At 74.6% G+C, this 22,715-nt stretch carries 20 protein-coding genes; 10 read left to right on the forward strand and 10 right to left on the reverse strand.

The window, feature by feature from the left end; translation table 11 throughout:
* Nucleotides 1-118 precede the first annotated feature (118 nt).
* Nucleotides 119-1,309, forward strand: a complete 1,191-nt coding sequence (locus ACFYNS_RS17405) for a cytochrome P450 (protein ID WP_360293102.1) — start codon at nucleotides 119-121, stop codon at nucleotides 1,307-1,309.
* Nucleotides 1,310-1,418: 109 nt separating this feature from the next.
* On the opposite strand, the gene ACFYNS_RS17410 is transcribed toward ACFYNS_RS17405, so the two are convergent.
* Both ACFYNS_RS17410 and ACFYNS_RS17415 read right to left on the reverse strand, forming a co-directional pair.
* Nucleotides 1,419-2,318, reverse strand: a complete 900-nt coding sequence (locus ACFYNS_RS17410) for a serine hydrolase (RefSeq protein ID WP_360293099.1) — start codon at nucleotides 2,316-2,318, stop codon at nucleotides 1,419-1,421.
* A complete protein-coding gene (locus ACFYNS_RS17415; RefSeq protein ID WP_388603627.1) occupies nucleotides 2,315-3,196 on the reverse strand; it encodes a LysR family transcriptional regulator in 882 nt (293 codons plus the stop codon). Before ACFYNS_RS17415 ends, ACFYNS_RS17410 begins: the two co-directional genes overlap by 4 nt.
* A gap of 158 nt (nucleotides 3,197-3,354) precedes the next feature.
* On the opposite strand from ACFYNS_RS17415, the gene ACFYNS_RS17420 reads away from it, so the two are divergent.
* Both ACFYNS_RS17420 and ACFYNS_RS17425 read left to right on the forward strand, forming a co-directional pair.
* Nucleotides 3,355-4,434: an MBL fold metallo-hydrolase gene (locus tag ACFYNS_RS17420; protein WP_360293093.1), complete on the forward strand. Its 1,080-nt coding sequence runs from the start codon at nucleotides 3,355-3,357 to the stop codon at nucleotides 4,432-4,434.
* 53 nt (nucleotides 4,435-4,487) lie between these two features.
* Nucleotides 4,488-4,697, forward strand: coding sequence for a hypothetical protein (locus ACFYNS_RS17425; RefSeq protein ID WP_388603629.1), 210 nt, complete (start codon nucleotides 4,488-4,490; stop codon nucleotides 4,695-4,697).
* A 36-nt stretch (nucleotides 4,698-4,733) separates the two neighbouring features.
* Here the strand turns inward: ACFYNS_RS17425 and ACFYNS_RS17430 are convergent, their stop codons facing one another.
* The gene (locus ACFYNS_RS17430) at nucleotides 4,734-6,191 is read right to left on the reverse strand and encodes a sugar porter family MFS transporter (RefSeq protein WP_388603632.1); all 1,458 of its coding nucleotides are present in this window, start codon (nucleotides 6,189-6,191) and stop codon (nucleotides 4,734-4,736) included.
* A gap of 166 nt (nucleotides 6,192-6,357) precedes the next feature.
* Between ACFYNS_RS17430 and ACFYNS_RS17435 the strand changes: the two genes are divergently transcribed.
* Entirely contained in the window at nucleotides 6,358-7,233 is an 876-nt protein-coding gene (locus ACFYNS_RS17435; RefSeq protein ID WP_360293086.1) for a hypothetical protein, read from the forward strand.
* A 53-nt stretch (nucleotides 7,234-7,286) separates the two neighbouring features.
* On the opposite strand, the gene ACFYNS_RS17440 is transcribed toward ACFYNS_RS17435, so the two are convergent.
* From ACFYNS_RS17440 to tdh, 3 genes are all read right to left on the reverse strand, one after another.
* Nucleotides 7,287-8,186 (reverse strand): LysR family transcriptional regulator, encoded by a 900-nt coding sequence (locus ACFYNS_RS17440; RefSeq protein ID WP_360293084.1) that lies wholly within the window; start codon nucleotides 8,184-8,186, stop codon nucleotides 7,287-7,289.
* Nucleotides 8,183-9,412: a glycine C-acetyltransferase gene (locus ACFYNS_RS17445; protein ID WP_388603635.1), complete on the reverse strand. Its 1,230-nt coding sequence runs from the start codon at nucleotides 9,410-9,412 to the stop codon at nucleotides 8,183-8,185. Before ACFYNS_RS17445 ends, ACFYNS_RS17440 begins: the two co-directional genes overlap by 4 nt.
* 169 nt (nucleotides 9,413-9,581) lie before the next feature.
* Nucleotides 9,582-10,610 (reverse strand): L-threonine 3-dehydrogenase, encoded by a 1,029-nt coding sequence (gene tdh, locus ACFYNS_RS17450; protein WP_388603637.1) that lies wholly within the window; start codon nucleotides 10,608-10,610, stop codon nucleotides 9,582-9,584.
* Between the two features lie 363 nt (nucleotides 10,611-10,973).
* Between tdh and ACFYNS_RS17455 the strand changes: the two genes are divergently transcribed.
* From ACFYNS_RS17455 to ACFYNS_RS17480, 6 genes are all read left to right on the forward strand, one after another.
* Nucleotides 10,974-11,933, forward strand: a complete 960-nt coding sequence (locus ACFYNS_RS17455; protein ID WP_388603639.1) for an ATP-dependent DNA ligase — start codon at nucleotides 10,974-10,976, stop codon at nucleotides 11,931-11,933.
* Nucleotides 11,934-12,345: 412 nt separating this feature from the next.
* Entirely contained in the window at nucleotides 12,346-12,585 is a 240-nt protein-coding gene (locus ACFYNS_RS17460) for a hypothetical protein (RefSeq protein ID WP_388603641.1), read from the forward strand.
* Between the two features lie 370 nt (nucleotides 12,586-12,955).
* The gene (locus ACFYNS_RS17465) at nucleotides 12,956-13,558 is read left to right on the forward strand and encodes a phospholipase A2 (protein WP_360303785.1); all 603 of its coding nucleotides are present in this window, start codon (nucleotides 12,956-12,958) and stop codon (nucleotides 13,556-13,558) included.
* 374 nt (nucleotides 13,559-13,932) lie between these two features.
* Nucleotides 13,933-15,492: a phytoene desaturase family protein gene (gene crtI / locus ACFYNS_RS17470; RefSeq protein WP_388603644.1), complete on the forward strand. Its 1,560-nt coding sequence runs from the start codon at nucleotides 13,933-13,935 to the stop codon at nucleotides 15,490-15,492.
* Nucleotides 15,489-16,448 (forward strand): phytoene/squalene synthase family protein, encoded by a 960-nt coding sequence (locus ACFYNS_RS17475; protein WP_388603646.1) that lies wholly within the window; start codon nucleotides 15,489-15,491, stop codon nucleotides 16,446-16,448. The genes crtI and ACFYNS_RS17475 overlap by 4 nt, the downstream gene beginning before the upstream one ends.
* Nucleotides 16,445-17,476 carry a DUF5914 domain-containing protein gene (locus ACFYNS_RS17480; protein ID WP_388603648.1) on the forward strand — a complete coding sequence of 344 codons (1,032 nt, stop codon included), beginning with the start codon at nucleotides 16,445-16,447 and terminating at the stop codon, nucleotides 17,474-17,476. The genes ACFYNS_RS17475 and ACFYNS_RS17480 overlap by 4 nt, the downstream gene beginning before the upstream one ends.
* An 11-nt stretch (nucleotides 17,477-17,487) precedes the next feature.
* On the opposite strand, the gene ACFYNS_RS17485 is transcribed toward ACFYNS_RS17480, so the two are convergent.
* The 4 genes from ACFYNS_RS17485 to ACFYNS_RS17500 all read right to left on the reverse strand — a co-directional run bounded on the left by ACFYNS_RS17485 (nucleotide 17,488) and on the right by ACFYNS_RS17500 (nucleotide 22,523).
* The gene (locus tag ACFYNS_RS17485) at nucleotides 17,488-19,047 is read right to left on the reverse strand and encodes an NAD(P)/FAD-dependent oxidoreductase (protein ID WP_360298651.1); all 1,560 of its coding nucleotides are present in this window, start codon (nucleotides 19,045-19,047) and stop codon (nucleotides 17,488-17,490) included.
* The gene (locus ACFYNS_RS17490) at nucleotides 19,044-19,787 is read right to left on the reverse strand and encodes a class I SAM-dependent methyltransferase (RefSeq protein ID WP_360298648.1); all 744 of its coding nucleotides are present in this window, start codon (nucleotides 19,785-19,787) and stop codon (nucleotides 19,044-19,046) included. Before ACFYNS_RS17490 ends, ACFYNS_RS17485 begins: the two co-directional genes overlap by 4 nt.
* Nucleotides 19,784-21,037 (reverse strand): lycopene cyclase family protein, encoded by a 1,254-nt coding sequence (locus ACFYNS_RS17495; protein ID WP_360298645.1) that lies wholly within the window; start codon nucleotides 21,035-21,037, stop codon nucleotides 19,784-19,786. Before ACFYNS_RS17495 ends, ACFYNS_RS17490 begins: the two co-directional genes overlap by 4 nt.
* A 235-nt stretch (nucleotides 21,038-21,272) precedes the next feature.
* On the reverse strand, nucleotides 21,273-22,523 hold the full coding sequence (locus ACFYNS_RS17500) for an aromatic acid exporter family protein (RefSeq protein WP_360298642.1): 1,251 nt from the start codon (nucleotides 22,521-22,523) through the stop codon (nucleotides 21,273-21,275).
* Between the last annotated feature and the right edge of the window lie 192 nt (nucleotides 22,524-22,715).

Here is a 22,715-nt window from a genome sequence, read left to right on the forward strand (position 1 = left end):
CCGCCGAGATCCCCCCGCCCCCGGGACCCGGGAGGCGGGCTCTAGCCTGTCCGGCAGACGTCCGTGCCGACCCGAGCAGCCGGCACACCGATCTGATGATCTGACGGAGAGAGCGAGAATGACGGCACTGCCGCAGCCTTTCGACGCATCGTTCCACGCCCGGCCGAACGCCGCCTACAGCGCACTGCGGGAACAGGGGCCCGTGCACCGTGTGGCGCTGCCGGACGGGACCGCGGTGTGGCTCGTACTGCGGGACGAGGACGTACGGGCGGGGCTGTCCGACGCCCGGCTGTCCGTCGACAAGGCCCACTCGAACGGCGGTTACCGGGGCTTCTCGCTGCCACCCGCACTGGACGCCAACCTCCTCAACCTCGACCACGGCGACCACATACGGCTGCGCCGCCTGGTCGCCCAGGGATTCACCCCGCGCCGGGCCGAGGCGATGCGGGCCGGCATCCGGGAGGTCGCCGAGCGGCTCGCCGGCCGGCTGGCCGCACGGCTGGACGCCGAGGGCACGGCCGACCTGGTGGGGGAGTTCGCCGAACCGCTGCCGATGACCGTGGTCTGCGACATGTTCGCGGTACCCGAGACGGACCGGCGGCCGTTCGCCTCCTGGGTGCGCACGATGCTCGCGATGGAGAGCCCGCAGCAGGTGGGCGAGGCGATCGACCGGATGCACGACTTCCTGCGCCGCCTGGTCGCCGCGCGCCGGAGCGCGCCCGGCGACGACCTGCTCTCCGCGCTCGTCCAGGCCCGCGACGAGGGGGACAGGCTCTCCGAGGACGAACTGTGCTCCCTGGCCTTCCTCCTCCTGGGCGCGGGCATCGAGAACGTGCAGCACCTGGTGAGCGGCGGACTCCTGGCGCTGCTGCGGCACCCCGACGAACTCGCCGCCCTGCGCGCGGACTCCGCGCTGCTCCCCGACGCCGTCGAGGAACTGGCCCGCTACGCGCACGCGAACCTGACGGCCATCCGCCGGTTCCCCACCGAGCCGGTGGAGTACGGGGGTGTGCCCATCCCGGCCGGTGACACGGTGCTGCTGTGCCTGTCCTCGGCCAACCGCGATCCGGCCCGGCACCCGGCGCCCGAGCGGCTGGACGTCCGCCGCCGCGACCCCGCGCACCTGGCGTTCGGGCAGGGCACGCACTACTGCCTGGGAGCTCCGCTCGCCCGGATGGAGATCGGGCTGGCCCTGGAGGTCCTGCTCGACCGCTTCCCCTCGCTCCGGCCGGCCGTCGAGCCCGCGGAGCTGCGCTGGCAGACCTCCTTCCGCTCCCACGCGCTGCGCGAACTGCCGCTGACCCGGTAGGCGCGGGACCCGGTGCCGGTCCGGCCGGCTCGGGAGCCACCGCCGGTCCGGCCGGAGGCCCTCCGGGAGCGGGCCGGGTCCGGCGGCCCGGCGCGGCCCGGGGAGGATGTCAGTCGCCGCTTCGCAAGTGCTCGACAGCGGTGCGGGCCGCGGCACCGATGACCGCGTCCGCGCGGGGCAGCCTGCGGTCGGCGCGGGCGGCCTGGGTGAAGACGACGGCCGTGTACGCGCGCCCGTCGGCGAGTTCGACCACGCCGGCCTCGTGGCGCATCGCGCCGAACGTCCCCGTCTTGCCGTACACCGCCACCTCGTCGTAGGGGAATCCCGCCGCGAGCCGGTGCTGCCAGGGCTGGAGTCCCATCGTGGCGCGCATGAAGGCGCAACCGCCGGGGGAGGCGGCCTCGTCCAGCCAGACGGCGCGCAGCAGTGCGGCCAGCTCCGCCGGGGTGGTCGCGGCCGCCCACGCGGGGTCGTAGACGCCCGGCGGCACCGCCCGGTCGTTGTCGGCGATCCGCGACAGGGCCGCCTCCACCGACTCCGCTCCGGTCTCCGCGAGCAGCCGCGCCAGGGATCCGGCGGCGCCGCCGTCCAGCCGGGTGCGGGAGAGGCCGAGCGCCGCGCAGGTCTCCTCGACCGCCGCGGTACCGATCTGCCGCAGCACGGCGTCGGCCGCCGCGTTGTCCGAGATGCTCATCATCATGACGACCAGGTCGCGCAGCGACATCGACACCTCGTCCCGCAGCAGCGAGAGACCGGTCGGCCCGGGAAGCCGGTCTCCGGCGGGCAGTGTGAGGCGCTGCCGCGGGTCGAGGGCGCCCGCGTCCACCTGCCGGCAGTAGGCCACCATGAGCGGCAGCTTGTAGACCGACCCCATCAGCGCGAGGCCGTCGGCGTCCACCGTCACCCGGGCCGCGGGGTGGCGCAGTTCGGCCACGTGGAGCCAGCCGCGCACCCCGGCGTCGTCGAACATCCCCCGCAGCGTGCGCTCCACGCCCGTGCCCGCGCTCATCGCTCGCCCGCGCGGACCGTCCGGCCGGTGGCCAACGCCTCCAGCAGCACCTCGGCCGCCTCGTCCGCACCGGCCGCGGCCAGCCGCCGGGCGTCCCACACCACACGCAGCCGCAACGGCAGCGCCGGAGTGGTGGTCCGCTGCCGCACGACACCGTCGGCCCGCAGCCCGGAGTCCGCGGTGACCAGCACGGCCTGTCCGGCGGCTGCCAGGGCGAGGCCGGCACGCTCGTCCGAGACGACCACCGTCTCCACCCGCCGTCCCCGCCCCGCGAGGCTGTCCAGGAACAGGTCGTGGGCGGCGGGCGCCTCGGCCCGCGGACGGACGGCGTAGGGCAACCGTCCCGTGGCCGCTGTGCCGTCGGGACCGCGGGGGGCCAGCAGCCAGGTCGGCAGCAGCGCCACCGGCCCCGCGGCCAGCCCGTGCAGTACCGCGGGATGGCGGACCACGGCCAGATCCAGCCGTCCCGCGGAGACGTCCGCCAGCAGGGCGGCCGTGGGCGCGGTCAGTACCGAGACCCGGCCGCCGGCACCGGCCCGGGCCGGTGCCGCGGCGAGCGCGGCGCCCAGCGGAGGCGGCAGTTCGGGCGGCAGGCCGATCCGGAGGCGCTGCCCGTCCGCGTGCTCCCGGGCTCCGGTCTCCCGCAGTTCGGCCAGTGCGGTCAGGGCGCGGCGCGCGTGCGGGAGCAGCAGCGCACCCTCCGGTGTCAGGGACACCGCGCGCCCCCGGTCGAACAGTCGTACTCCCAGCAGTGCCTCCAGCCGCCGCAGCGCCTGCGAAAGCGGCGGCTGGGTGATGCCCACGCGCTGCGCGGCATCGCCGAAGTGCTCCTCCTCGGCGAGCGCGACGAAGATTTCCAGATGCCGCTCCGTCAGCATGCGCCCCCCGTGATCTGCAGTGATATGCCGAGCGAATCGTTTTCCGGTCGAGAGTGTATTCGACATGGGGTGCCCTCTGAGTTTGACTCCCTGCTCCCGAGCCCGGTCCGGTCCCCCGGCGCGGGAAGCCCGCACACGCCCAGACCGAGGAGCCACCCATGTCCGATCAGCAGCCCGCAGCCGTCCCGCAGCGCCCGAGCCGCCGGGGTGTGCTGCGCACCGGCCTCGCCGCCGGAGCCGTCGGCGCCACCGGGATCGCCACGGCCTCCGCGGCCGGAGCCTTCTCCGGCGACCGGGCGCCCGCGGCCCGCCCCGCGGCCCGCCGCAGCCGCCCGGGGAACAGCGGGGTACGGCTGCGCTGGCTGGGCATCGCGGGCTGGGAGATGACCTTCGACGGACACCGGGTGGTGATCGACCCCTACCTCACCCGCCAGGGCTTCACGGGCGCCGACGGCAAGCCCGACATGACCAGGAAGCTGGAGGTGGACCACCGCATCATCGACCGGGTGCTGCGCGAACACCTCACCGGGGCACCCGAGTTCCTGCTGCTCACCCACGGCCACTGGGACCACCTCGCCGACGTCCCCTACCTGCTGGAACACCCGGCCTGGCGGGACGCGGAGATCACCGTCCTCGGCTCGGAGACCCATCTGCACCTGCTCACCGCCATGGGGGTGCCGGGCGGGGGACGCAAGCACCGGCCCGCGGTGGTCTCCGGCGGCGAGGTACTGCGCCACCCCCTGCAGCCCTCCGGCAAGCGTTCCCGCCCCGACTACACCGTCGAGGTGGTGCGCAGTCTGCACAGCCAGGTCGGCGGCTACGGCTTCGACCCCTACGGCACCCTGACCGCGCCCCCGGCCCGGCCCCGGACCCTGAACGACCTGGTGGAGGGCGGCACGCTCGGCTACCAGGTGACCGTCGGCGACCGGCTGACCGTCATGTTCCTGAGCGGCACCGCCAACTTCGCGCCCCGCGAGGTCTCCGGCGCCCGGCCCGACGTCCTGGTGCTCGGCGCCAGCGGGCACGCCGCCGTGCACGACTACTTCGAGCGCGTCGTCGAAACGCTGGGCAGCCCCCGCGTCCTCGTCCCCAGCCACCACGACGACCTGGTCACGCCGCTGGACGACCCCGCGGTGCACGGGACGGTCGACCGGGCCGCGGTCGACCGGCTCCGCAAGGCCGCAGGCTCCCACAGCCGCGTCCTGTCCCCCCGCCACCTGCAGCAGTTCGAACTCTGACCCCCGCGCCCACCGGGCCCCGGTGCCGCGCGGTCCGCCGGCTGTCCGACGACGTGAGCCGGCTGGGCCGGCGGTACTCCGACTACGCGAGCTGGCTGGACCGGCGGCGCAAGGAGAACGGCATGGAGAAGGATCTGCCCGCGCTGATGGCGGCCGGCTACCGTACCGGTTCCCGCACCGTCGTCGAGGCCGGCGGCGTCCCGGCACGGGTGCGCCCGCACGTGGAGCGTGGCCGGCGGTATCCGGCCGAGTGCGCCCGCTGACGGCCCTGTCCCTCGTCCGCGGCCGGGTCCCGGCGGCTACGACGACGCGTTCCGGGACCGGCGTCGGTGTGTCTCGCCCGTCATCTCCTCCAGCTCGAGGCGCTTGGTCTCCGGCAGCTTCGCGCGGACGAAGAGGAAGGACAGCAGTGCGAAGGTGGCGAACGCGCCGTAGAGCCAGGTCAGTCCCACCTTGCGGGTCATGGGCTCGAAGGAGAAGGTGACCAGGAAGTTGAAGATCCAGTTGGAGGCGGTACCGATGGCCAGGGCCATCGCCCGCATCCGGTTGGGGAACATCTCCGCCAGCATCACCCACATGATCGGGCCCCAGGAGAGGGCGAAGAACACCACGAAGGCGTTGGCGCCGACCAGCGCCAGCGGCCCGTACGGGGACGGGAGGGACACGTCGTTCCCGCTGCCCCGCTGATGCGAGAAGGCGAGGGCGGTCAGCGCCAGGGCGCAGAACATCCCGACGGACCCGATGCTCAGCAGTCTGCGCCGCCCGGCCCGGTCGATGAACAGCATGGCCACGACCGTCATCACCACATTGATGCCCGCCGTGATCACCGAGGTGGTGAAGGAGTCCGACTCGCTGAAGCCGACCGACTTCCACAGTGTGGTCGAGTAGTAGAAGATCGCGTTGATGCCGACCAGTTGCTGGAAGGCGGCCATGACGATGCCCACCCAGACCAGCGGATGCAGCCCGAACCGCGCGCCGCGGATGTCCGCGAAACTGCTGCGGTGCTGTTTGCGCAGGGTGGCGCGGATCTCGGTGATCTTGGCCCGCGGGTCGCGTTCGCCGCTGACCCGGGCCAGCACCGAAGCCGCCCGGTCGTCCCGGCCGGTGAGCACCAGATAGCGCGGTGACTCGGGGATCAGCAGCGCCAGTACTCCGTAGACGGCGGCCGGGAGCACGCCGACCAGGAACATCCAGCGCCAGGCGGGCAGCCCCCACCACAGGTCGTTCGCGGCGCCTCCGGCGGCCCCGGCCAGGCCCTTGTTGGAGCTGAGCACCACCAGTTGGCCGATGGTGATGGCCAGTTGCTGGAGCGAGCCGAGTGCGCCGCGCCCGGAGGCGGGCGCCACCTCGGAGATGTAGGCGGGCGCGATCACCGAGGCGATCCCGATGCCCAGCCCGCCGATCACCCGCCACAGCAGCAGGTCGGGCACCGAGAAGGCGAGAGCCGAGCCGGCGGAGCTGATGACGAACATGCCCGAACCGAGCAGCATCACCCTCCGCCGCCCCCACCCGTCCGCGAGCCGTCCGGCGTACCAGGCGCCGACCGCGCAGCCCAGCAGGGCGATGGAGACGACGAACCCGGACAGGAAGGCGTCCAGCCGGAAGTGGTCGGAGAGGGCGTCGACGGCGCCGTTGATGACGGAGGAGTCGAAGCCGAAGAGGAAGCCGCCGACCGCGGCGGCGACGGAGATCCCCACCGCCTTGCCGTGGTGTCCCGGGGACGTTCCGGCCGCTGCGCCGTCAGTCGTCTCAGCCATCTCAGCCACCCATCCGTTTCGTCACGACAAGTCTGCAGCGTCCCGTAATGCCGTCTGAGCTTCAACAATTCTCCGCGCGGCGTCTTTGTGAGATTGGGCTCCGCCAACCGTGGTACACGGCCGCGTACTTGATCGACCATCACATGAAAGGCAGAGGTGATCGCAGATGAACGGGTCCTCGAGAACCACGCGCGGCGCAGTGCTCGGCTCGGCCGGGCTGCTCGTCGGCGTGGCGCTGCTCAGTGGCTGCGGGAGCAGCGACGAGGGCGACTCCAAGGACTCGGACAAGACCGGGTCCTCCGACTCCGCCAAGGCGCAGTCCCCGGCCGAGGCGGTGCAGGCCACCAACAAGAAGACCACCGAGGCCGAAACCGCGAAGATCGCCATGACGGTGACCACCTCCGGAGGGCAGGCCCAGGGGAAGAAGGTCGCCGGTGACGGCGTCATCGACCTGCGGGACGGCACCAGCAAGCTGACGCTGGACCAGGGGCCGAAAAAGATCGAGCAGCGCGTCGTCGACCGCGTCCTCTACCAGAAGCTGCCGAAGAAGGCGGCGGAGCAGCTTCCGGACGGCAAGACCTGGATGAAGGTGGACCTCGGGAAGCTGCAGACCCAGGGTGGCGGGAACAAGGGGCTCAACGACCCGGCGGGCTCGCTCGCGTACACCAAGTCCCTCTCCGAGAAGGACGTCGAGAAGCTCGGCACGGAGAAGGTCGGCAGCACCGAGACCACGCACTACCGGGTGCATCTCGACCTCGCCAGGATGACGAAGGGCGACGCGGCCGAGCGGAAGAAGCTGCGCGAGCAGCTCGGCGACGATGTGCCGATGGAGCTGTGGATCGACGGCAAGGGGATGACCCGCCGCCAGGAGATCGAACTGCGGGTGCAGCCCTCCGGCGCCGAGGGCGGCGAGAAGCAGAAGGTCAAGACGGTCGTCGAGCTCTCCGACTTCGGCACCGAGGTCGACGTGCAGCCGCCGCCTTCCGGGAAGACCGCGGACATGACCGACCAGGTGGCCAAGGGGGCGAAGCAGTCCTCCTGACCGGACCGCGCGCGGGAGCAGGCCGGTCCCGGCGGCGGGGGAGGGGGGTACGGCTACCCCGCCGCCTCGGTCAGGGCCGCCAGTACCGGGCTGATCAGCGGATGGTCCTCCGCGCCCCGGCGTACGGCGGCGAACACCCGCCGGGTGGGCGCGCTGCCGTCCACCGGCTGCACCGCGACTCCGCCCGCCGGGGTGCCCAGCAGCGCCGACCGCGGCACCAGGGCCACCCCGGCCCCGGCGGAGGCGAGTGCCACGACGGCGCTGAAGTCGTCGGAGTAGTGCTCCATGGCGGGTTCGAAGCCCGCGTTCTCGCAGGCGAGCACGACCACGTCGTGGCACGGGTTGCCGGGGAACGGGCCGATCCAGGTGTCCTTGGCCAGTTCGCCCAGCGGCACCCGGTCGGCGCCGGCCAGCCGGTGCCCCCGTGGCACGACGGCGTCGAAGGGTTCCGCGTACAGCGGCACCCGGGTCAGCCGGGGGTCGTCCGCGCTCGGTGCCCCCCGGTACTCGACGGCCACCGCCACGTCCGTCTCCCGGTCCAGCACCATCGGCAGGCTGGCGTCCCCCTCCGCGTCCTGGACCCGCACCCGGATGCCCGGCGCCGTGCGGGCCAGCCGGGCGAGCGCCGGCGCCACGACGAGCCCGATACCGGTGGCGAAGGAGGCCAGATCCACCCGGCCCGCCGCGCCCGACCCGTAGGCGGCCAGTTCCGCCTCGGCGCGCTCCAGCTGGGCCAGCACCCGATGCGTGTGCGAGAGCAGGATCTCCCCGGCCGGGGTGAGCCGCACCCCCTTGGTGCCGCGCTCGACCAGCCGGTGGCCGGTCTCCTGCTCCAGCGCGCTGAGCTGCTGGGAGACCGCGGAGGGAGTCAGATAGAGCGCGGCGGCAGCGGCGGTCACCGTGCGGTGGTCTGCCACCGCACGGAGGATGTGCAGCCGCCGCGCTTCGATCACGTGAGTGATTGTCCCCCAGTCGCCCCGGCGAGTTCTGCCCGGGATGCGGCAAACGCGGCAACCGCCCGTTCGACGTCCTCGGTGGAGTGCGCCGCCGAGAGCTGTACCCGGATCCGGGCCTGGCCCTGGGGCACCACCGGATAGGAGAAGCCGATCACGTACACGCCGCGCTCCAGGAGCAGCTCGGCCATCCGGGTCGCCTCGGCCGCGTCGCCGATCATGACGGGCACGATGGCGTGCGAGCCGGGGAGGATCTCGAAGCCCTGCTCGGTCATCCGGCGGCGGAACAGCTCGGTGTTGGCGTCCAGCTTCTCCCGCAGGTCACCGGCGGACTCCAGCAGGTCGAGGACCTTCAGCGAGGCCGCCGCGATCACCGGGGCCAGGCTGTTGGAGAACAGGTAGGGGCGCGAGCGCTGGCGCAGCAGCGCGACGATCTCCGCGCGAGCCGCCACATAGCCGCCCGAAGCGCCTCCCAGCGCCTTGCCGAGAGTGCCGGTGATGAGGTCCACCCGGTCCATGACGCCGTGCAGCTCGGGCGTGCCGCGCCCCCCGGCCCCGACGAATCCGACCGCGTGCGAGTCGTCGACCATCACCATCGCGTCATAGCGCTCGGCCAGGTCGCAGATCTCCGGCAGCGGCGCCAGATAGCCGTCCATCGAGAAGACGCCGTCGGTGACGATCAGCCGCCGCCGCGCGTCCTGCGCCTGCTTGAGCTGCTGTTCCAGATCCGCCATGTCACGGTTGGCGTAGCGGAAGCGCCGGGCCTTGGAGAGGCGGATGCCGTCGATGATGGAGGCATGGTTGAGGGCGTCGGAGATGACGGCGTCCTCCGCGCCGAGCAGCGTCTCGAACACCCCGCCGTTCGCGTCGAAGCAGGACGAGTACAGGATGGTGTCCTCCTGGCCCAGGAAGGCCGAGAGCCGCTCCTCCAGCTCCTTGTGCACCTCCTGGGTGCCGCAGATGAAGCGGACCGAGGCCATTCCGTAGCCCCACCGGTCCAGCGCCGCGTGCGCGGCGGCGATCACCTCGGGATGGTCGGCCAGGCCCAGGTAGTTGTTGGCGCAGAAGTTGAGGACCGCCTCCCCCTGCTGCTCCGGGGCGCCGCCGCCGGTGACCCGGACGCCGGCCGACTGGGGCGTGCCGATGACCCGCTCCGGCTTGTGCAGTCCGGCGGCGGTGATCTCTTCGAGGGTGGCGCGCAACTGGTCGCGTACGGAGTCGAACATGCGAGTTCTCCAAGGGTCGGCGGTGCGGCGGTGCCGGGGGACGGTGCACGGTTGCGCCGTGGCGCCCGGCACAGGAACGCGGGACGGGGAAGGACGAGGGCTACGAGGCCCAGGAGGCGGGAGGGACAGACGGTGCGGGTGGACGCGGACCGGAGGGGAAGGCGGTGACTCAGGTCGTCCAGTCGAGGATGACCTTGCCGCCGCGCCCCCGGGCGGCGTCGGCGAAGGCGGCCTCGTGGTCGCGGTAGCCGTACCGGCCGGTGATCACCGGAGCGAGGTCGAGACCGCCCTCCAGCAGCACCGACATCGCGTACCAGGTCTCGAACATCTCCCGGCCGTAGATGCCCTTCAGCGTGATCATGGAGGTGACGATCCGGGCCCAGTCCACCGCGAACTCCTCGGCGGGCAGACCGAGCATCGCGATCTTCCCGCCGTGGGTCATGTTGGCCAGCATGTCGCGCAGTGCCACCGGGTTGCCCGACATCTCCAGGCCCACGTCGAAGCCCTCGCGCAGCCCCAGCGCACGCTGGCCGTCGGCGATGCTCGCGCCGGAGACGTTCAGCGCCAGCGAGGCACCCACGGTGCGGGCCAGCTCCAGGCGCTCCTCGCTGACGTCGGTGACCACGACGTTCCGCGCCCCCGCGTGCCGGGCGACGGCCACCGCCATCAGGCCGATCGGCCCCGCACCCGTGATCAGCACGTCCTCGCCGACCAGCGGGAAGGAGAGCGCGGTGTGCACGGCGTTGCCGAACGGGTCGAAGATCGCGGCGATGTCCGGGTCCACCGGAGTGCGGTGCACCCACACGTTCTCCGCGGGCAGCGCCACATACTGGGCGAAGGCGCCGTCGCGGCCCACCCCGAGCCCGACCGTGGCCCGGCACAGGTGCCGCCGGCCGGCCAGGCAGTTGCGGCAGGTGCCGCACACCAGATGCCCCTCCCCGCTCACCCGGTCGCCGGGCTTGATGCCGGTCACGTCCCGGCCGGTCTCCACGACCTCACCGGTGAACTCGTGCCCCACCACCAGCGGCGCGGACACCGCCTGCTGGGCCCAGCCGTCCCAGGCGCGGATGTGCAGATCGGTGCCGCAGATCCCGGTGCGCTCCACCTGGATCAGCACCTCGCCGGGCCCGGTCTCCGGCTCCGGCACGTCGGCCAGCCACAGTCCCGGTTCGGCCTTCTCCTTGACCAGCGCCTTCACGCCACGGCTCCTGTCGTCTCGCGCCACGGCAGGGCGAAGCAGGGCCGACCGGCCCTGTGCCCTGGAGCGGGGGTGGAAAGCGGTGCCGCTGCGCACGCACCGCCGGGACGAATGTGCCGTACAGCGGCCCCCGGGTCCATCGAGGATTTCTTAACCGCACCCGCAGCTTCCCTTCACACCCCGCTCCGGCGGCCCGCACCGCTCCGCCCCGGGCCGCCCGGGGGATCCCGGAGGCCGCCCGCCCCGGCCCGCGCGCGGTCGCGGGGCGCGGACGCCCGGGTTATACGTGGCTCATGGCCGACAACCCCGCGCGCCGCCTGCCGCGCCTCCGGTGACATGCGCCTCGTCCCGCCCCTGGCCCCGATGACGGCCCGCACGGTGGCGGCGGTGCCCCGCGCCGGGGGCCTCGCCTACGAGGCCAAGTGGGACGGCTACCGGGTGCTGCTCTTCGCCCGCGCCGAGGCCCCCCGCCTCCAGTCCCGCCGCGGGAACGACCTCGGCCCCGGATTCCCCGACATCCTGCGGGCCGCCGCCGACCTCGGCGAGGAGGCGGTCCTGGACGGGGAACTGGTGGTGATCGAGGACGGCGCGGTCGACTTCGCCGTGCTCCAGTCCCGGGCCCGACGCACCGGACCGCGTGCCGAGGCCGCAGCCGCGGCGCACCCGGCCCACTTCATCGCCTTCGACCTGCTGCAGCTCGGCGACGAGGTGACCATGGCCCGCCCCTACCGGGAGCGCCGCGCCCTGCTGGAGGAGGTCTTCACCCGCCGCGACCTGCAGCCGCCCTGGGCGTTGTGCCCGATGACCACCGACCCGGACCGGGCCCGCGAGTGGCTCGACCCGGCCTGGGGCGCGGTCGGCGTCGAGGGCATGGTCGTCAAGGGGCTGGGGCAGCCCTACCGCCCCGGCGAGCGCGGCTGGCGCAAGCTGCGGGCCCGTGCCACCACCGAGGCCGTGGTCGGCGCGGTCACCGGCCCCGAGACCTCGCCCGACGTGCTGCTGCTGGGCCGCTACGACGCGGACGGAGTGCTGCGGATGGTGGCGCAGAGCACCCCCGTCACCTCCGCGCTGCGCCGGGAGATCGGCCCGCTGCTCGCCCCGGCCGGCCCCGGCCATCCCTGGGAGCACGCCCGGTTCCGGTCCGGTTGGGGCACCCGGGACCTGCTCGCGCACCGCTGCGTGGTCCCCGAAGCGGTCGTCGAGTTCGAGGCGGACGTGGCCTTCGACGAGGGCCGCTGGCGCCACCCGGTGCAGGTCCGCCGACTGCTCCGCGACACCGCGCCCGGAGAGGTTCCGCGCTTCCCCTCCGGTCCCGCCGACTGAACCGGCGCGGGCGCGTGCCCCCGCTCCGGTGCCGACCGGGATCCGGTGCGGCCGCCGGCGGGTGCGTGCTCCGGGAAGGTCCCCTCGTGCCCTGTCCGGCTCAACACCGCGCGCACGGTGCGGCCGTCCGGTGCAGCGTGGGAGTCAGCGACCGCTGCCAGGCCGTCCCACGAGCCCGACCCGGCGCCCTGGTCTCGGCCGCCGAAGTGCTCCCGGCTCCCGGCCGGGTGGTGCCCCGGTCCGCGCACGCGCCGCGGCGGTGATCCGCCGCACGCGGCGGTGATCCGCCGGACATGCGGACCCGGGGCACCTCCGGCCGGGAGCAGGAGAGCGAAGACCGTCCCCCCTCCCCCCGACGACCGCCTGCGCCCCGAAGCGCCGGACACGGCTCGGCCGAACAGAAGGAGTCCCCATGCACCGCTTTCCCCGCCTGCCCCGCACCGCGACCACCCTCGCAGCGCTCACGGTGACCGCCCTGGTCCCGCTGTGCGGGGCCGCCCAGGCGGCACCGGCCGCCGACCGCGGAACCACCGCGGCCGCCCCGGCCCCGAGCGCCGACCGCCAGGGCTCCCGCGGCCAGGAAGGCCCCCGGCTGGTGAAGCTCGGCGATCGCGAGGGCCTCCTGGGGCTCGGACTGCTCGGCCTCCTCTGACGCCTGCCTCTGACGCTTGCCTCGCACCGAACCGCTCGCTCCCGAGGGGCGAGCGGTTCGGTCGTGCCGGGGCGGTGCTGCCGGTCACACCGTCAGGCGAGGCCCGCGGACCGTCCGTCGACGCGGGGGAGTGCGCCATCGGCGGTCGTACGACGCCGCCCGCGTCCTGCCCGCACTCCGCCGGTCTCTGCCACGGGTCTGTGCTCCGCCGGTCTCTGCCACCGGTTCCCTCTGCTGGTGCGCGCGGCGAGGATCCGGCCCGCAGGCGAACGGCGGCGCACTGTCACTCGCGGGAGGGAAGCAGCCGCACCGGTCCGCCGATCGGCTCGTTACCAGGGCGGAGCGTGGAGAGCCGAGACCGGGAGTCACGATGCGCGCAAGGATGCTGTCCGCCGTCCCGACCGGGGTGCTCACGGTCTCCGTGCTGCTGGGCGTCCTCGTCGCGCCGGGCACCGCCGCGGCCGACGCTCACACGCGGCCCGCCTCCGGCCGCTCGGCGGTCCGGCCGCTGCCGGCCGGGGCACCGGCGGACGTCCTCCCCGGATCCTTCCGCGTGGTCCGTCCGACCGCTCCGGCGGTGCGCGAGGCCCCGGCCGACCCCGCGGTCCGGGCCGAGGCCGACCGGCTGATGAAGCTGACCTACCGGCAGTTCGCGGCGGTTCGCCACGCGCCCCCGTTCAACTGGACCACCGACGGCTGCTCCGTCCCGACCGGTCTGTTCCCCTACCGCGAGGTCTTCCGCCCCGCCTGCGTCCAGCACGACTTCGGGTACCGCAACTACGGCGGCAACCATGAACTGAAGCTGGACCCCACCCGCGCCACGAAGAACTGGATCGACAGCCGGTTCCGCACCGAGATGCGGCGGATCTGCGACGACCGGTACCCGGCCGCGGGGCGCCACCGCAACTGCCGCCGCGCGGCCGACACCTACTACGCCGGGGTGCGGATCGGCGGCGACAAAGCCTTCTTCTAGCACGTGGGCGGGGTGCGGCGACGCCCCACCCCGCGACCGCCCCCACCCCGCGACCGTCCCGCACCGCCCGGCCCGGATACCGCCTCCGGGCGCACCGGCCGCCGCTGCCCGGGTGATCCCGCCCCGCGGCGGGGCGCAGCGCGGCGCGGTCGCACGGGCGCCGTGGGGGTGGCGTGCTCGACTGAGGCGACGGCACCGGTCGCGCACCCGGGGCGCCGCGGTGGCGCGGACCCGCGTCCCGCCGGGCGCCCGGCCGGCTTCCGGGCCCGCCGACGAACAGCCAGGGAGGACCCCGTGACCCGGCCTCACCCCCTCGCGCACCCCGGTGCCGCACCGCTGCCCGCGGCCGTCGCCCTCCGCTTCCCGGGCGTCCTGTGACGCTCGCGGCCGCACGGGGGCGCGCCGACCACGTGGTCGTGGTCGGCGCCGGCCTGGCCGGGCTGTCCGCGGCGCTCCATCTCCTCGGTGCGGGGCGCCGGGTGACCGTGGTGGAGAGCGGCCTCCGACCGGGTGGCCGGGCCGGCCGGGTGGAGCGGTCCGGCTACCGGTTCGACACCGGGCCCACCGTGCTGACCATGCCCGACCTGGTCGAGGAGGCGTTCGCCGCGGTCGGCGAATCGCTCCGCGACCGGCTGGAGCTGGTGCCGCTGCACCCCGCCTACCGGGCGCGGTTCGCCGACGGCAGCCGGCTGGACGTGCACAGCGACGCCGAGGCGATGGAGGCCGAGGTGGAGCGCTTCGCCGGGGCCGGGGCCGCGGACGGCTACCGGCGGCTGCGGACCTGGCTGGGGGAGCTCTACCGGCTGCAGATGCGGCGGTTCATCGACGTCAACTTCGACTCGCCCCGCCAGCTCCTGCACCCGGACCTGGTCCGGCTGGCCGCACTGGGCGGGTTCGGCAGGCTGGATGCGCGGATCGCGCGGTATCTGCCGGACGAACGGCTGCGCCGGGTCTTCTCCTTCCAGTCCCTGTACGCGGGCGTGCCGCCCGAGCGGGCACTGGCTGCGTACGCCGTGATCGCCTACATGGACACGGTGGCGGGGGTCTGGTTCCCGCGCGGCGGTATGCACGCGCTGCCCCGCGCCATGGCGGCCGCGGCCCGCGACGCGGGGGCCGAGCTGCGCTACGGGCAGCCGGTCACCCGGCTGGAGCGCGCGGGTGAACGCGTCACCGCCGTCGTCACCGCCACCGAGCGCATCCCCTGCGACGCCGTCGTCCTCACCCCAGACCTGCCGCTGTCCTACGCGCTGCTCGGCCACCGGCCGCGCCGCGCGCTGCGGCTGCGGCACGCGCCGTCCGCGGTCGTCCTGCACGTGGGTACCGACCGCACCTGGCCCGGGCTGGGGCACCACACGCTCTCCTTCGGCAGCGCGTGGCGGCGCACCTTCCGCGAACTCACCCGGGACGGCAGCCTGATGACCGACCCCTCGCTGCTGATCACCCGGCCCACCGCCACGGACCCGGAGCTGGCACCGCCCGGCCGCCATGTGCACTACGTGCTGGCGCCCTGCCCCAACACGGACATCGGCCCCGACGCCCGCCGGTGGCACGATCTGGCCCCCCGGTACCGCGACACGCTGCTGGACCACCTGGAGCAGCGCGGACTGACCGGCATCGCCGCCGCGGTGCAGGAGGAGGTGCTGGTCACGCCCGCCGACTGGAGTGTGCAGGGGCTCGCCGCCGGCACGCCGTTCTCGGCCGCCCACACCGCGGCCCAGACCGGCCCCTTCCGGCCGCGCAACCTCGTGCGCGGTACCCGGAACGCCGTGCTGGCCGGCTGCGGCACCACCCCCGGAGTCGGCGTACCGACCGTGTTGCTGTCCGGAAAGCTCGCCGCCGCTCGCCTCACCGGCCCGGCGCCGCGCCCGGCACGCAGCCCCCGCCCGGCTCCGACCCTCCCGCGACGGACCCCCGTGAAGGACACCCGCGCATGACGGAACGTGAACTCGACGCAGCGGGCATCCGCGACCCCGGCCTGCGGCAGGCATACCGGCTCTCCCGTCGGCTCAACGCCCGGCACGGGAAGACCTACTTCCTCGCCACCCGGCTGCTGCCCCCGGAGCGGCGCCCCGCGGTGCATGCGCTCTACGGCTTCGCCCGCTGGGCCGACGACATCGTGGACGACCAGGGCAGCGCCGCCACCCCCGCCGAACGCGCCGCGGTGCTCGACGCACTGGAGACCCGCCTGGTCGCCGGGCTGCACACGGGCGAGAGCAGCCAGCCGGTCGTCCGCGCCCTCGCGCACACCGCCGCCACCTACCGGATCAGCCCGGGCCACTTCACCGACTTCATGGCCTCCATGCGCAGCGACCTGGTGGTCACGGGCTACCCGACCTACGCGGATCTGCGCCACTACATGCACGGCTCCGCCGCCGTCATCGGACTGCAGATGCTCCCGGTGCTCGGCACCGTCGTCCCCCCGGCGGAGGCGGCGCCGCACGCGGCTGCGCTAGGGGTGGCCTTCCAGCTGACCAACTTCGTGCGCGACGTCGGGGAGGACCTCGACCGCGGCCGCGTCTACCTGCCGGAGGACCTGCTGGCGGCGCACGGAGTCGACCGCGAACTGCTGCGCTGGAGCAGAGCCACCGGGCAGCGCGACACCCGCATCACCGCGGCACTGCGCGCGGCCCTCGATCTCACCCGCCAGGTCTACCGCGAGGCCCGGCCCGGACTCGCCATGCTCGACCCCCGCGCCCGGCCCTGCATCCGCACCGCCTTCGTGCTCTACAGCGCCATCCTGGAGGCCGTCGTCGACAGCGGCTTCGACGTGCTGCACCGCCGCGCCGTCGTCCCGCGCCGCCACCGGGCGGCCCTGGCCCTCGACGGGCTGGCCCGGAGCTCCGCCGCCCGCCTGCGTACGTCCCGGCCCCGACAGAGGGAGTTGTCATGACCGAGGGTGCGTCCCCACGCGGCCGCCTCCCCCTCACCCTGCGCCGCCGCGCCGTCCCCTGGGAACGGCAGCGGCCCACCTGGCGCGCAGCCCGTCCCGGCCTGATCGAGGACGCGCTACGGCGCGCCCAGAAGCGGCCCTCCGGCAACTGGTACGTGCTCGGTGCGGCCCGGGACCTGACCCGGGGACGCCCGCTGGGCCGCACCGTCGCCGGGGTCGAGGTCGTGGCCTGGTACGACGCGCAGGGGCGGATCCGCGCGGGCGCGGGCGCCTGCCCGCATCTGGGCGCGCCGCTCAAGGACAGCCGGGTGCGGTGCGGACGGCTGGTCTGCCACTGGCACGGCATGGCCTTCGACGGCGGGCCGACGGCGGGCTGGACGCCCTATCCCGCCTACGACGACGGGGTGCTGGCGTGGGTCCGGCTCGACGACGCCGGCGGTGAGGAGCCCACCGAGCGGCCCGTGGTGCCGGCCCGGCCGCGTCCCGCCCGTTCGGTGGACGCCGTCTACACCGCCGTCGGCCGCTGCGCCCCCGACGATGTCGTCGCCAATCGCCTCGACCCGTGGCACGGCGCCTGGTACCACCCCTACTCCTTCGTGGACCTGACGGTGGTGAGCGCCCCGGAGGCGGTCGCGGACGAGGCGTCGGAGCACGGTGGGGCGGCGGACGGCTTCGTGGTCGACGTCTCCTTCAAGGTCGCCGGCCGGGCCGTGGTGCCGGTACGCGCCGTCTTCACCGCACCCGAACCGCGCACCGTCGTCATGCACCTCACCGAGGGGGAGGGGCGCGGTTCCGTGGTGGAGACCCACGCCACCCCGCTGGCCGCCGACACCGCGGGCGAGCCCCGCACTCTGGTGACCGAGGCGATCGTGGCGCACTCGCCGCGGCCCGGATTCGCCCTCGCGCGCGCCGGGGCGCCGCTGGTCCGGGCGCTGCTGCGGGCCGGTGCCGACCGGCTGTGGCGGGACGACCTCGCCTACGCCGAGCGCCGCTGGCAGCTGCGCAGCACCCGGCACTTCCCCGGCTGACGGCCCCGGCCTCAGCCCAGCCGGGCCAGCGACCGCAGCAGCGCCGACCTGCCCCGGTCCGGCACCGTCCGCAGCGGGTGCCCCCGCACCCGCCAGCGGGCCAGCAGCACGTTCGCGGCGAGGAGCCCGCTGGTGGCCGCACGCTCCATGAGGGCGACCGGCAGCCCGGTGCGGACCAGGTCCCCGGCCACCACCAGACGGGGGTCGGGCGTGCGCACCGTCGGCCGGTCGCGGTAGCCGCCGACCGGGAAGAGCGGGCAGTCGGCGCGCCATGCGTGGCAGGCGTCCAGGACCCGGGCCGCGGCCGTCTCCGGGTAGACCCGGGCCAGTTCGCCGCGCAGCTGCTCCTGCAGTTGCTCCCGTGTCCGCGGCTGCCGCGCGGCCGCGGGGTCCACTGCGTAGGCGTGCAGTTCGACGACGGAGCCGCCGGAGCGGGCCGCCCAGCGCGCCGCCTCCGTCTCCCAGCGCTCCAGCACGCTCACGTTGTCCAGCGGTCCGTAGCCGCTCGTCCCCAGGAACCCGGGCCGCCGCCGGTCCACCGGGCGGTCCAGCCACAGCCGGGAGACCAGGAACGGCGGTGCGGTGCGCAGCCGGGCCACCCGCTCCCGCCACGCCGCGTCGGCCAGCTGCGGGGAGGCGTCGGCCACGCCGCGCAGGCCGGCGGTGTCCAGTGCCAGCACGACGGCCGCGTAGTGCTCTTCGCCGACGGCCGTGGACACGATCCGCGCTCCGCCCTCCGGCCGGATCCCGAGCACCTGCTCCCCGGTGCGGAGCCGGACGCCGTGCTTCTCCAGGTAGTCGCCCAGCGGCTCCCACAGCGCCTGCGGATACGGCTCGGCGGGGACGTCGAAGAGCAGCCCCTCGCTCGAACCGAGGAAGTAGATGTGGAACATCAGCGCCATCTCGGCGGCCGACAGCTCGCCGGGGTCGGCGAAGAAGCTCCGCGAGAACACCTCGAAGGCCAGGTCGCGCGCCGACTCGGGGAACCGGATCGCCGTCAGCAGCTCCTGCGCCGCGGTTCCGTCCCACCGCTCGTACACCTCCGGGACCCGCACGTCCAGCAGTGGCAGCGCGGCCCGCGGCGCCATGCCCGCCAGGTCCCGCAGGGCGAAGGTGGGGCTGAGCGCGGCGAACCCCAGGGCGCTGAACGGAGGGGTGCGGGGCACGTGCGCGAAGCTGTCGCGTGCGCCGCCGCTGTGCTGCAGCGGGTAGTCGGGCAGTCCGCGCAGCCCGGCCAGCAGCGGGTCGATACGCCGCAGCAGACCGCGCAGGTTGTAGTACTGGCGGAAGAAGGCGTGGAAGCCGCGGCTCATCGTCGCGGGGGAACCGTCCCGCAGCCGTACCGGCCATCCCGCCAGCCGCCCGCCCAGCTGCGGCTCGCGCTCGTAGACCGTGACCCGCACGCCCCGTTCGGCCAGCCCGGTGGCGGCGGCGAGTCCGGCGATCCCGCCGCCGACCACCGCGACTCGCGGAGCGGCGCCGCCCGGCCCGGCCCGGTCGAACGCGGGTCGCCCCGGCGCGGGATGCAGCACCCGTGCCCTGCGGTCGCGCCCGTGCCGTGCCGCGCTCACCGGAGGGCCCCGCGGCGGGGTCCGGCCGCAACCGGTCCCGCCGAGGCCAGGAAGGTGTGCACGATGCCGGTCTGCCAGCCCGGCACCGGCAGCGTCCGTACGCCGGTGAAGCCCTGCCGTGCCATCCGCCGGGCGAACTGCCCCGCGGTGTCGAACGTGATGACCGAATCCGACAGGTGCCGGTACAGGCTCCGGTCGCCGCACAGCGTCCCGGCGGGCCGCACCACGCCGCCGGACACCAGCCGCCACACCGCGCGGTGGGCCGCACGGCCGCTCAGCGTGTACTCGTGCACTCCCAGTCGGCCGCCGGGGGCCAGCAGCCGGTGCACGGCGCGCAGCAGGGCGTCCGGATCGGCGACGTTGCGGAACAGATAGGCGGCGAACACCGCGTCGAACGGCCCCGTCACTCCGGCCCCGCCCAACTGCTCGGCCGGGGCGTGCACGAAGGAGACCCGGTCGCTCCAGGATTTGGCCCGCGCTCGTGCCAGCATCCCCGCCGAGGCGTCCACCGCCAGGATCCGGGCCCCCGGCGCGGCCCGGACCAGGGCCGCCGTCGACGCGCCGGTTCCGCACCCCAGGTCGAGCAGGCGCAGGCCGCGTCCGCCGTGCGGCAGCCCCAGCCGCCGGGCCGAGCGCCGCAGATGCGTGTGGTAGCCCGGATTCACCGCGACCAGCCGATCGTAGGAGGCGGCAGCGTGGTCGAACGCGGTGGACAGCGCCTCGGCGCGCAGCAGCGTCATGAGGTACCTCGCAGGGGTGGCCTTCGCGGCGGAAGGGGCGCAACCGGCGGGAGGCCGGGGGCCGGAGAGGCGGTACGCGGCAGCAGGGGCAGCTCCGCCGCGGTACGCAGCATCGGCCCCACCGGAGTGCGGAGTCCGACGGCGAGCGTCTGGGCGGGGCCGCTCGTCCCGTCCAGGAAGCGGAGCAGAGCGGCTGCCGGGAGCTGTCGGAACAGTCCGGTGAAGAAGGCGGTGCCGTCCACCCTGCCGCGCTCCAGGGCCCGCAGCAGCACCGCGTCCATCGCCAGGGCGCGGCGCGGGTAGGCGCGCGGCGGCAGCGGGGTGCGGCCCGCGCGCAGTGCCGACGCGATCCGCCGGGTCTGGCGCTGGACCGCCGCGAAGGTGTAGCCGGTCGCGGGTCTGGTCGCGCCGCCCGCGGTGCCGATCCGGAACACCGAGGCGCCCGCGCGCCGCGCGAACCGCCCGTCGGCCATGGGGATGACGCCCTGCTCGGCGCCGGTCACCTCGAAGTCCCCCAGCCCCAGCACCCGGTCGGCATAGTCGTGCAGCGCCCGGTCGTACCCGGCGCCGTCCAGCACGGCGGGGGAGAACTCGGTGTACTCCACCAGCGCTCGGTGCGGCCCGAGTGGCAGCACGTAGCCGAACGAGAGGCCGCGGGCCGGCTGCGGGGTGCGGAAGTCCATCAGTTCGGCCGCCGCCGGGTCGAAGACCGGCCGCCGGGTGTGTACCAGCCAGCCGCGGAAGTGCTGCAGCAGCGTCGTCCGGGCGGGTGGCAGCCGGCGCGGGGGCCGGGAGTCGAAGGCCCAGCGGGCCCGGACGGTGAGCGCGCCGCCGTCCGCCGCGACTCCGCGCACCTCGGCGCCGCCCGGTACGTCCACCACGTCGTGCACCAGTGCCTCCGCCCGGCGCACCCCGGCCGCGGAGTCCAGCCTGCCGCGTACGAACTCCTCGAAGGAGTCCGAGCGCAGCATCTTGTAGCAGAGCGGCGCGGTGCCGGCCGTCACCGCCTCGCCGTCCGGGCCGCGCACCCGCAGCCGGTCCCAGCGGGCCGCCAGCGCCCGGTCGTACTCGCCCACCCGGCCTTCCCAGTAGCACCAGGTGCGTTCGGGGGGCCGGACGGGGCCGGGGGGCGCGTCCAGGAGGACGACGCGCAGGCCGCCGGCCGCTGCCGGGCGGGCGGCCAGCCGCCAGGCCAGCGACAGTCCTGCGGCGCCCGCCCCGACGATGGCGACATCCGTCTCGTACTCCACCAGGTTCCGTCGTCCGTCCGCTTCCGGCTCGTTCGGTCGCGCCCAGTCTGCGGGTCCGGCAGCGCCGGGCAGGGACGCCGCGACGGCGGAGCCGGGAGGTCTCCACCCGGATGCAGTCCCGAGCGCACTGTCCGGTCATCGGACCGGAGGGGTTCCGTGCGTCTTCCGGGGGTGCGGCCGCCGGGGGCATGCGCGGAGCCGCCGACGCGGCGGCCGGCGTCGGGGCGGTGCGCTGTCACTCCTCCGTCCGCTGCTGGAGTTCGCCGGTCTGCGACGCCTCGTCGACGGTGTGCTGGAGTATGTCGCAGGAGTGCTGGGCCTCCTCCATCAGCCGGGTCGCCTCCGCGAGGAGGATGCTGTAGGGGCGGGACGGGTCGTCGGTCGGCAGCGCGGTCTCCCGGACGTTCTCGACCAGCGCGGTCCGCTTCTCCTGCGCCGCCTCCGCCGCGCGGCACAGTCCCTCCGCCTGCCGTGGGAGGTGCTGCTCGTCGATCTCGCTGAACAGCCGGGTGATCCGGGAGAGCGCCTCCAGCAGCCCCGCGTAGTCCGTCAGGAACCCGCGGCAGTCCTCGCCGTTCTCGTCCTCAGGCCACTGGTGCAGGGCCCGGGTCAGCGACGTGAGCTGGTGGGTGACGCGCTCCAGCGCGTCGACCAGCTCCTCATAGCCGGAGAAGTCGTGGTGTGTGCGGTGCCCGGGCAGCAGTTGCCGAGGGTTGTAGTACTTGCTCTCCACAGCGGTGTTCAGCGCCGAGCGCGCCTGTGTCACCAGCGGCCCCAGGGTCGTTGCGCGCTGCCGCCAGTGTGCGGTGCGCTCGTCGTCCAGGTCGCCCTCGCGCAGCGCCGGGGCGATGTCGCTTATCAGGTCGCACAGCGAGTGGGCCAGGACGCGGATGCCGTACTCGGCGCTCCGGTAGCGCATCGGCGGCACGACGGTGACGTTGATCAGCACGCCGATCCCGCAGCCGATGCCGACGAGCATCAGGATCTGCCCCAGTTCCTCGATGCGTTCGAGGTTTCCGGAGGCGGCGGCGTAGGTGGAGAAGGCGAAGAACGCGGCCGTCGCCACCTGGGAGCCCTGGGAACCCAGCCGCCGCCACCGGCCGATGGCCATCGCGATGAGCGCGACCAGCACGAAGGTCAGCAGGTCGGGCCCGGCCAGATAGCCCAGCGCCGCCTGCACCATCACCCCGGCCGAGACCGCTGCGACGTACCGCAGCGCCTGCACGAGCGACTGATAGATGGTCACCTGCATGATGAGGACCGCGGAGAAGGGCGCGAAGGCGGGGCTCTGCGCGGCCAGCACGTTGTGTGCGACGTACCAGGCCGCGGTGGCCGCCAGGGCGCTCTTGCCGATGAGCTCCAGGGTCTGCCGCTCGTAGCCGGCCGACCCCTTCGCCCGGTCCAGCCACTGCCTCGCCCGCGCCCACCTGCCGGACGCCGCCACCTCGCGGCCGCCCTCCGGGGATCCGTCCTGCTCCTCGGTCATCGGTTGGTCCTCCTTCACCGCTTCATCCTGCGTCCCCCGACGGGCGCGGGCCGTCCGTTGCTGCGCGTGTCGGGGTGCCCCGTATTCCGGTCGACGGCGTGTGGCGGTGGTCACGAGAGCGGTCGCCGACAGCGGGGGGGAACGCAGCCCGGCGGGCATCGGCCCGCCGTCCTCGCATGTCTTTGCTGGTGG

The organism is Streptomyces sp. NPDC006925, assembly GCF_042869575.1.
Classification (GTDB): domain Bacteria; phylum Actinomycetota; class Actinomycetes; order Streptomycetales; family Streptomycetaceae; genus Streptomyces.

What these genes read in the sequence shown, in the direction of transcription:
- ACFYNS_RS17405 (WP_360293102.1), top strand. Translation starts at nt 119, where the DNA reads ATGACGGCACTGCCGCAGCCTTTCGACGCATCGTTCCACGCCCGGCCG.
- ACFYNS_RS17410 (WP_360293099.1), bottom strand. Translation starts at nt 2,318, where the DNA reads ATGAGCGCGGGCACGGGCGTGGAGCGCACGCTGCGGGGGATGTTCGAC.
- ACFYNS_RS17415 (WP_388603627.1), bottom strand. Translation starts at nt 3,196, where the DNA reads ATGCTGACGGAGCGGCATCTGGAAATCTTCGTCGCGCTCGCCGAGGAG.
- ACFYNS_RS17420 (WP_360293093.1), top strand. Translation starts at nt 3,355, where the DNA reads ATGTCCGATCAGCAGCCCGCAGCCGTCCCGCAGCGCCCGAGCCGCCGG.
- ACFYNS_RS17430 (WP_388603632.1), bottom strand. Translation starts at nt 6,191, where the DNA reads ATGGCTGAGACGACTGACGGCGCAGCGGCCGGAACGTCCCCGGGACAC.
- ACFYNS_RS17435 (WP_360293086.1), top strand. Translation starts at nt 6,358, where the DNA reads ATGAACGGGTCCTCGAGAACCACGCGCGGCGCAGTGCTCGGCTCGGCC.
- ACFYNS_RS17445 (WP_388603635.1), bottom strand. Translation starts at nt 9,412, where the DNA reads ATGTTCGACTCCGTACGCGACCAGTTGCGCGCCACCCTCGAAGAGATC.
- ACFYNS_RS17455 (WP_388603639.1), top strand. Translation starts at nt 10,974, where the DNA reads ATGACGGCCCGCACGGTGGCGGCGGTGCCCCGCGCCGGGGGCCTCGCC.
- ACFYNS_RS17460 (WP_388603641.1), top strand. Translation starts at nt 12,346, where the DNA reads ATGCACCGCTTTCCCCGCCTGCCCCGCACCGCGACCACCCTCGCAGCG.
- ACFYNS_RS17465 (WP_360303785.1), top strand. Translation starts at nt 12,956, where the DNA reads ATGCGCGCAAGGATGCTGTCCGCCGTCCCGACCGGGGTGCTCACGGTC.
- ACFYNS_RS17475 (WP_388603646.1), top strand. Translation starts at nt 15,489, where the DNA reads ATGACGGAACGTGAACTCGACGCAGCGGGCATCCGCGACCCCGGCCTG.
- ACFYNS_RS17480 (WP_388603648.1), top strand. Translation starts at nt 16,445, where the DNA reads ATGACCGAGGGTGCGTCCCCACGCGGCCGCCTCCCCCTCACCCTGCGC.
- ACFYNS_RS17490 (WP_360298648.1), bottom strand. Translation starts at nt 19,787, where the DNA reads ATGACGCTGCTGCGCGCCGAGGCGCTGTCCACCGCGTTCGACCACGCT.
- ACFYNS_RS17500 (WP_360298642.1), bottom strand. Translation starts at nt 22,523, where the DNA reads ATGACCGAGGAGCAGGACGGATCCCCGGAGGGCGGCCGCGAGGTGGCG.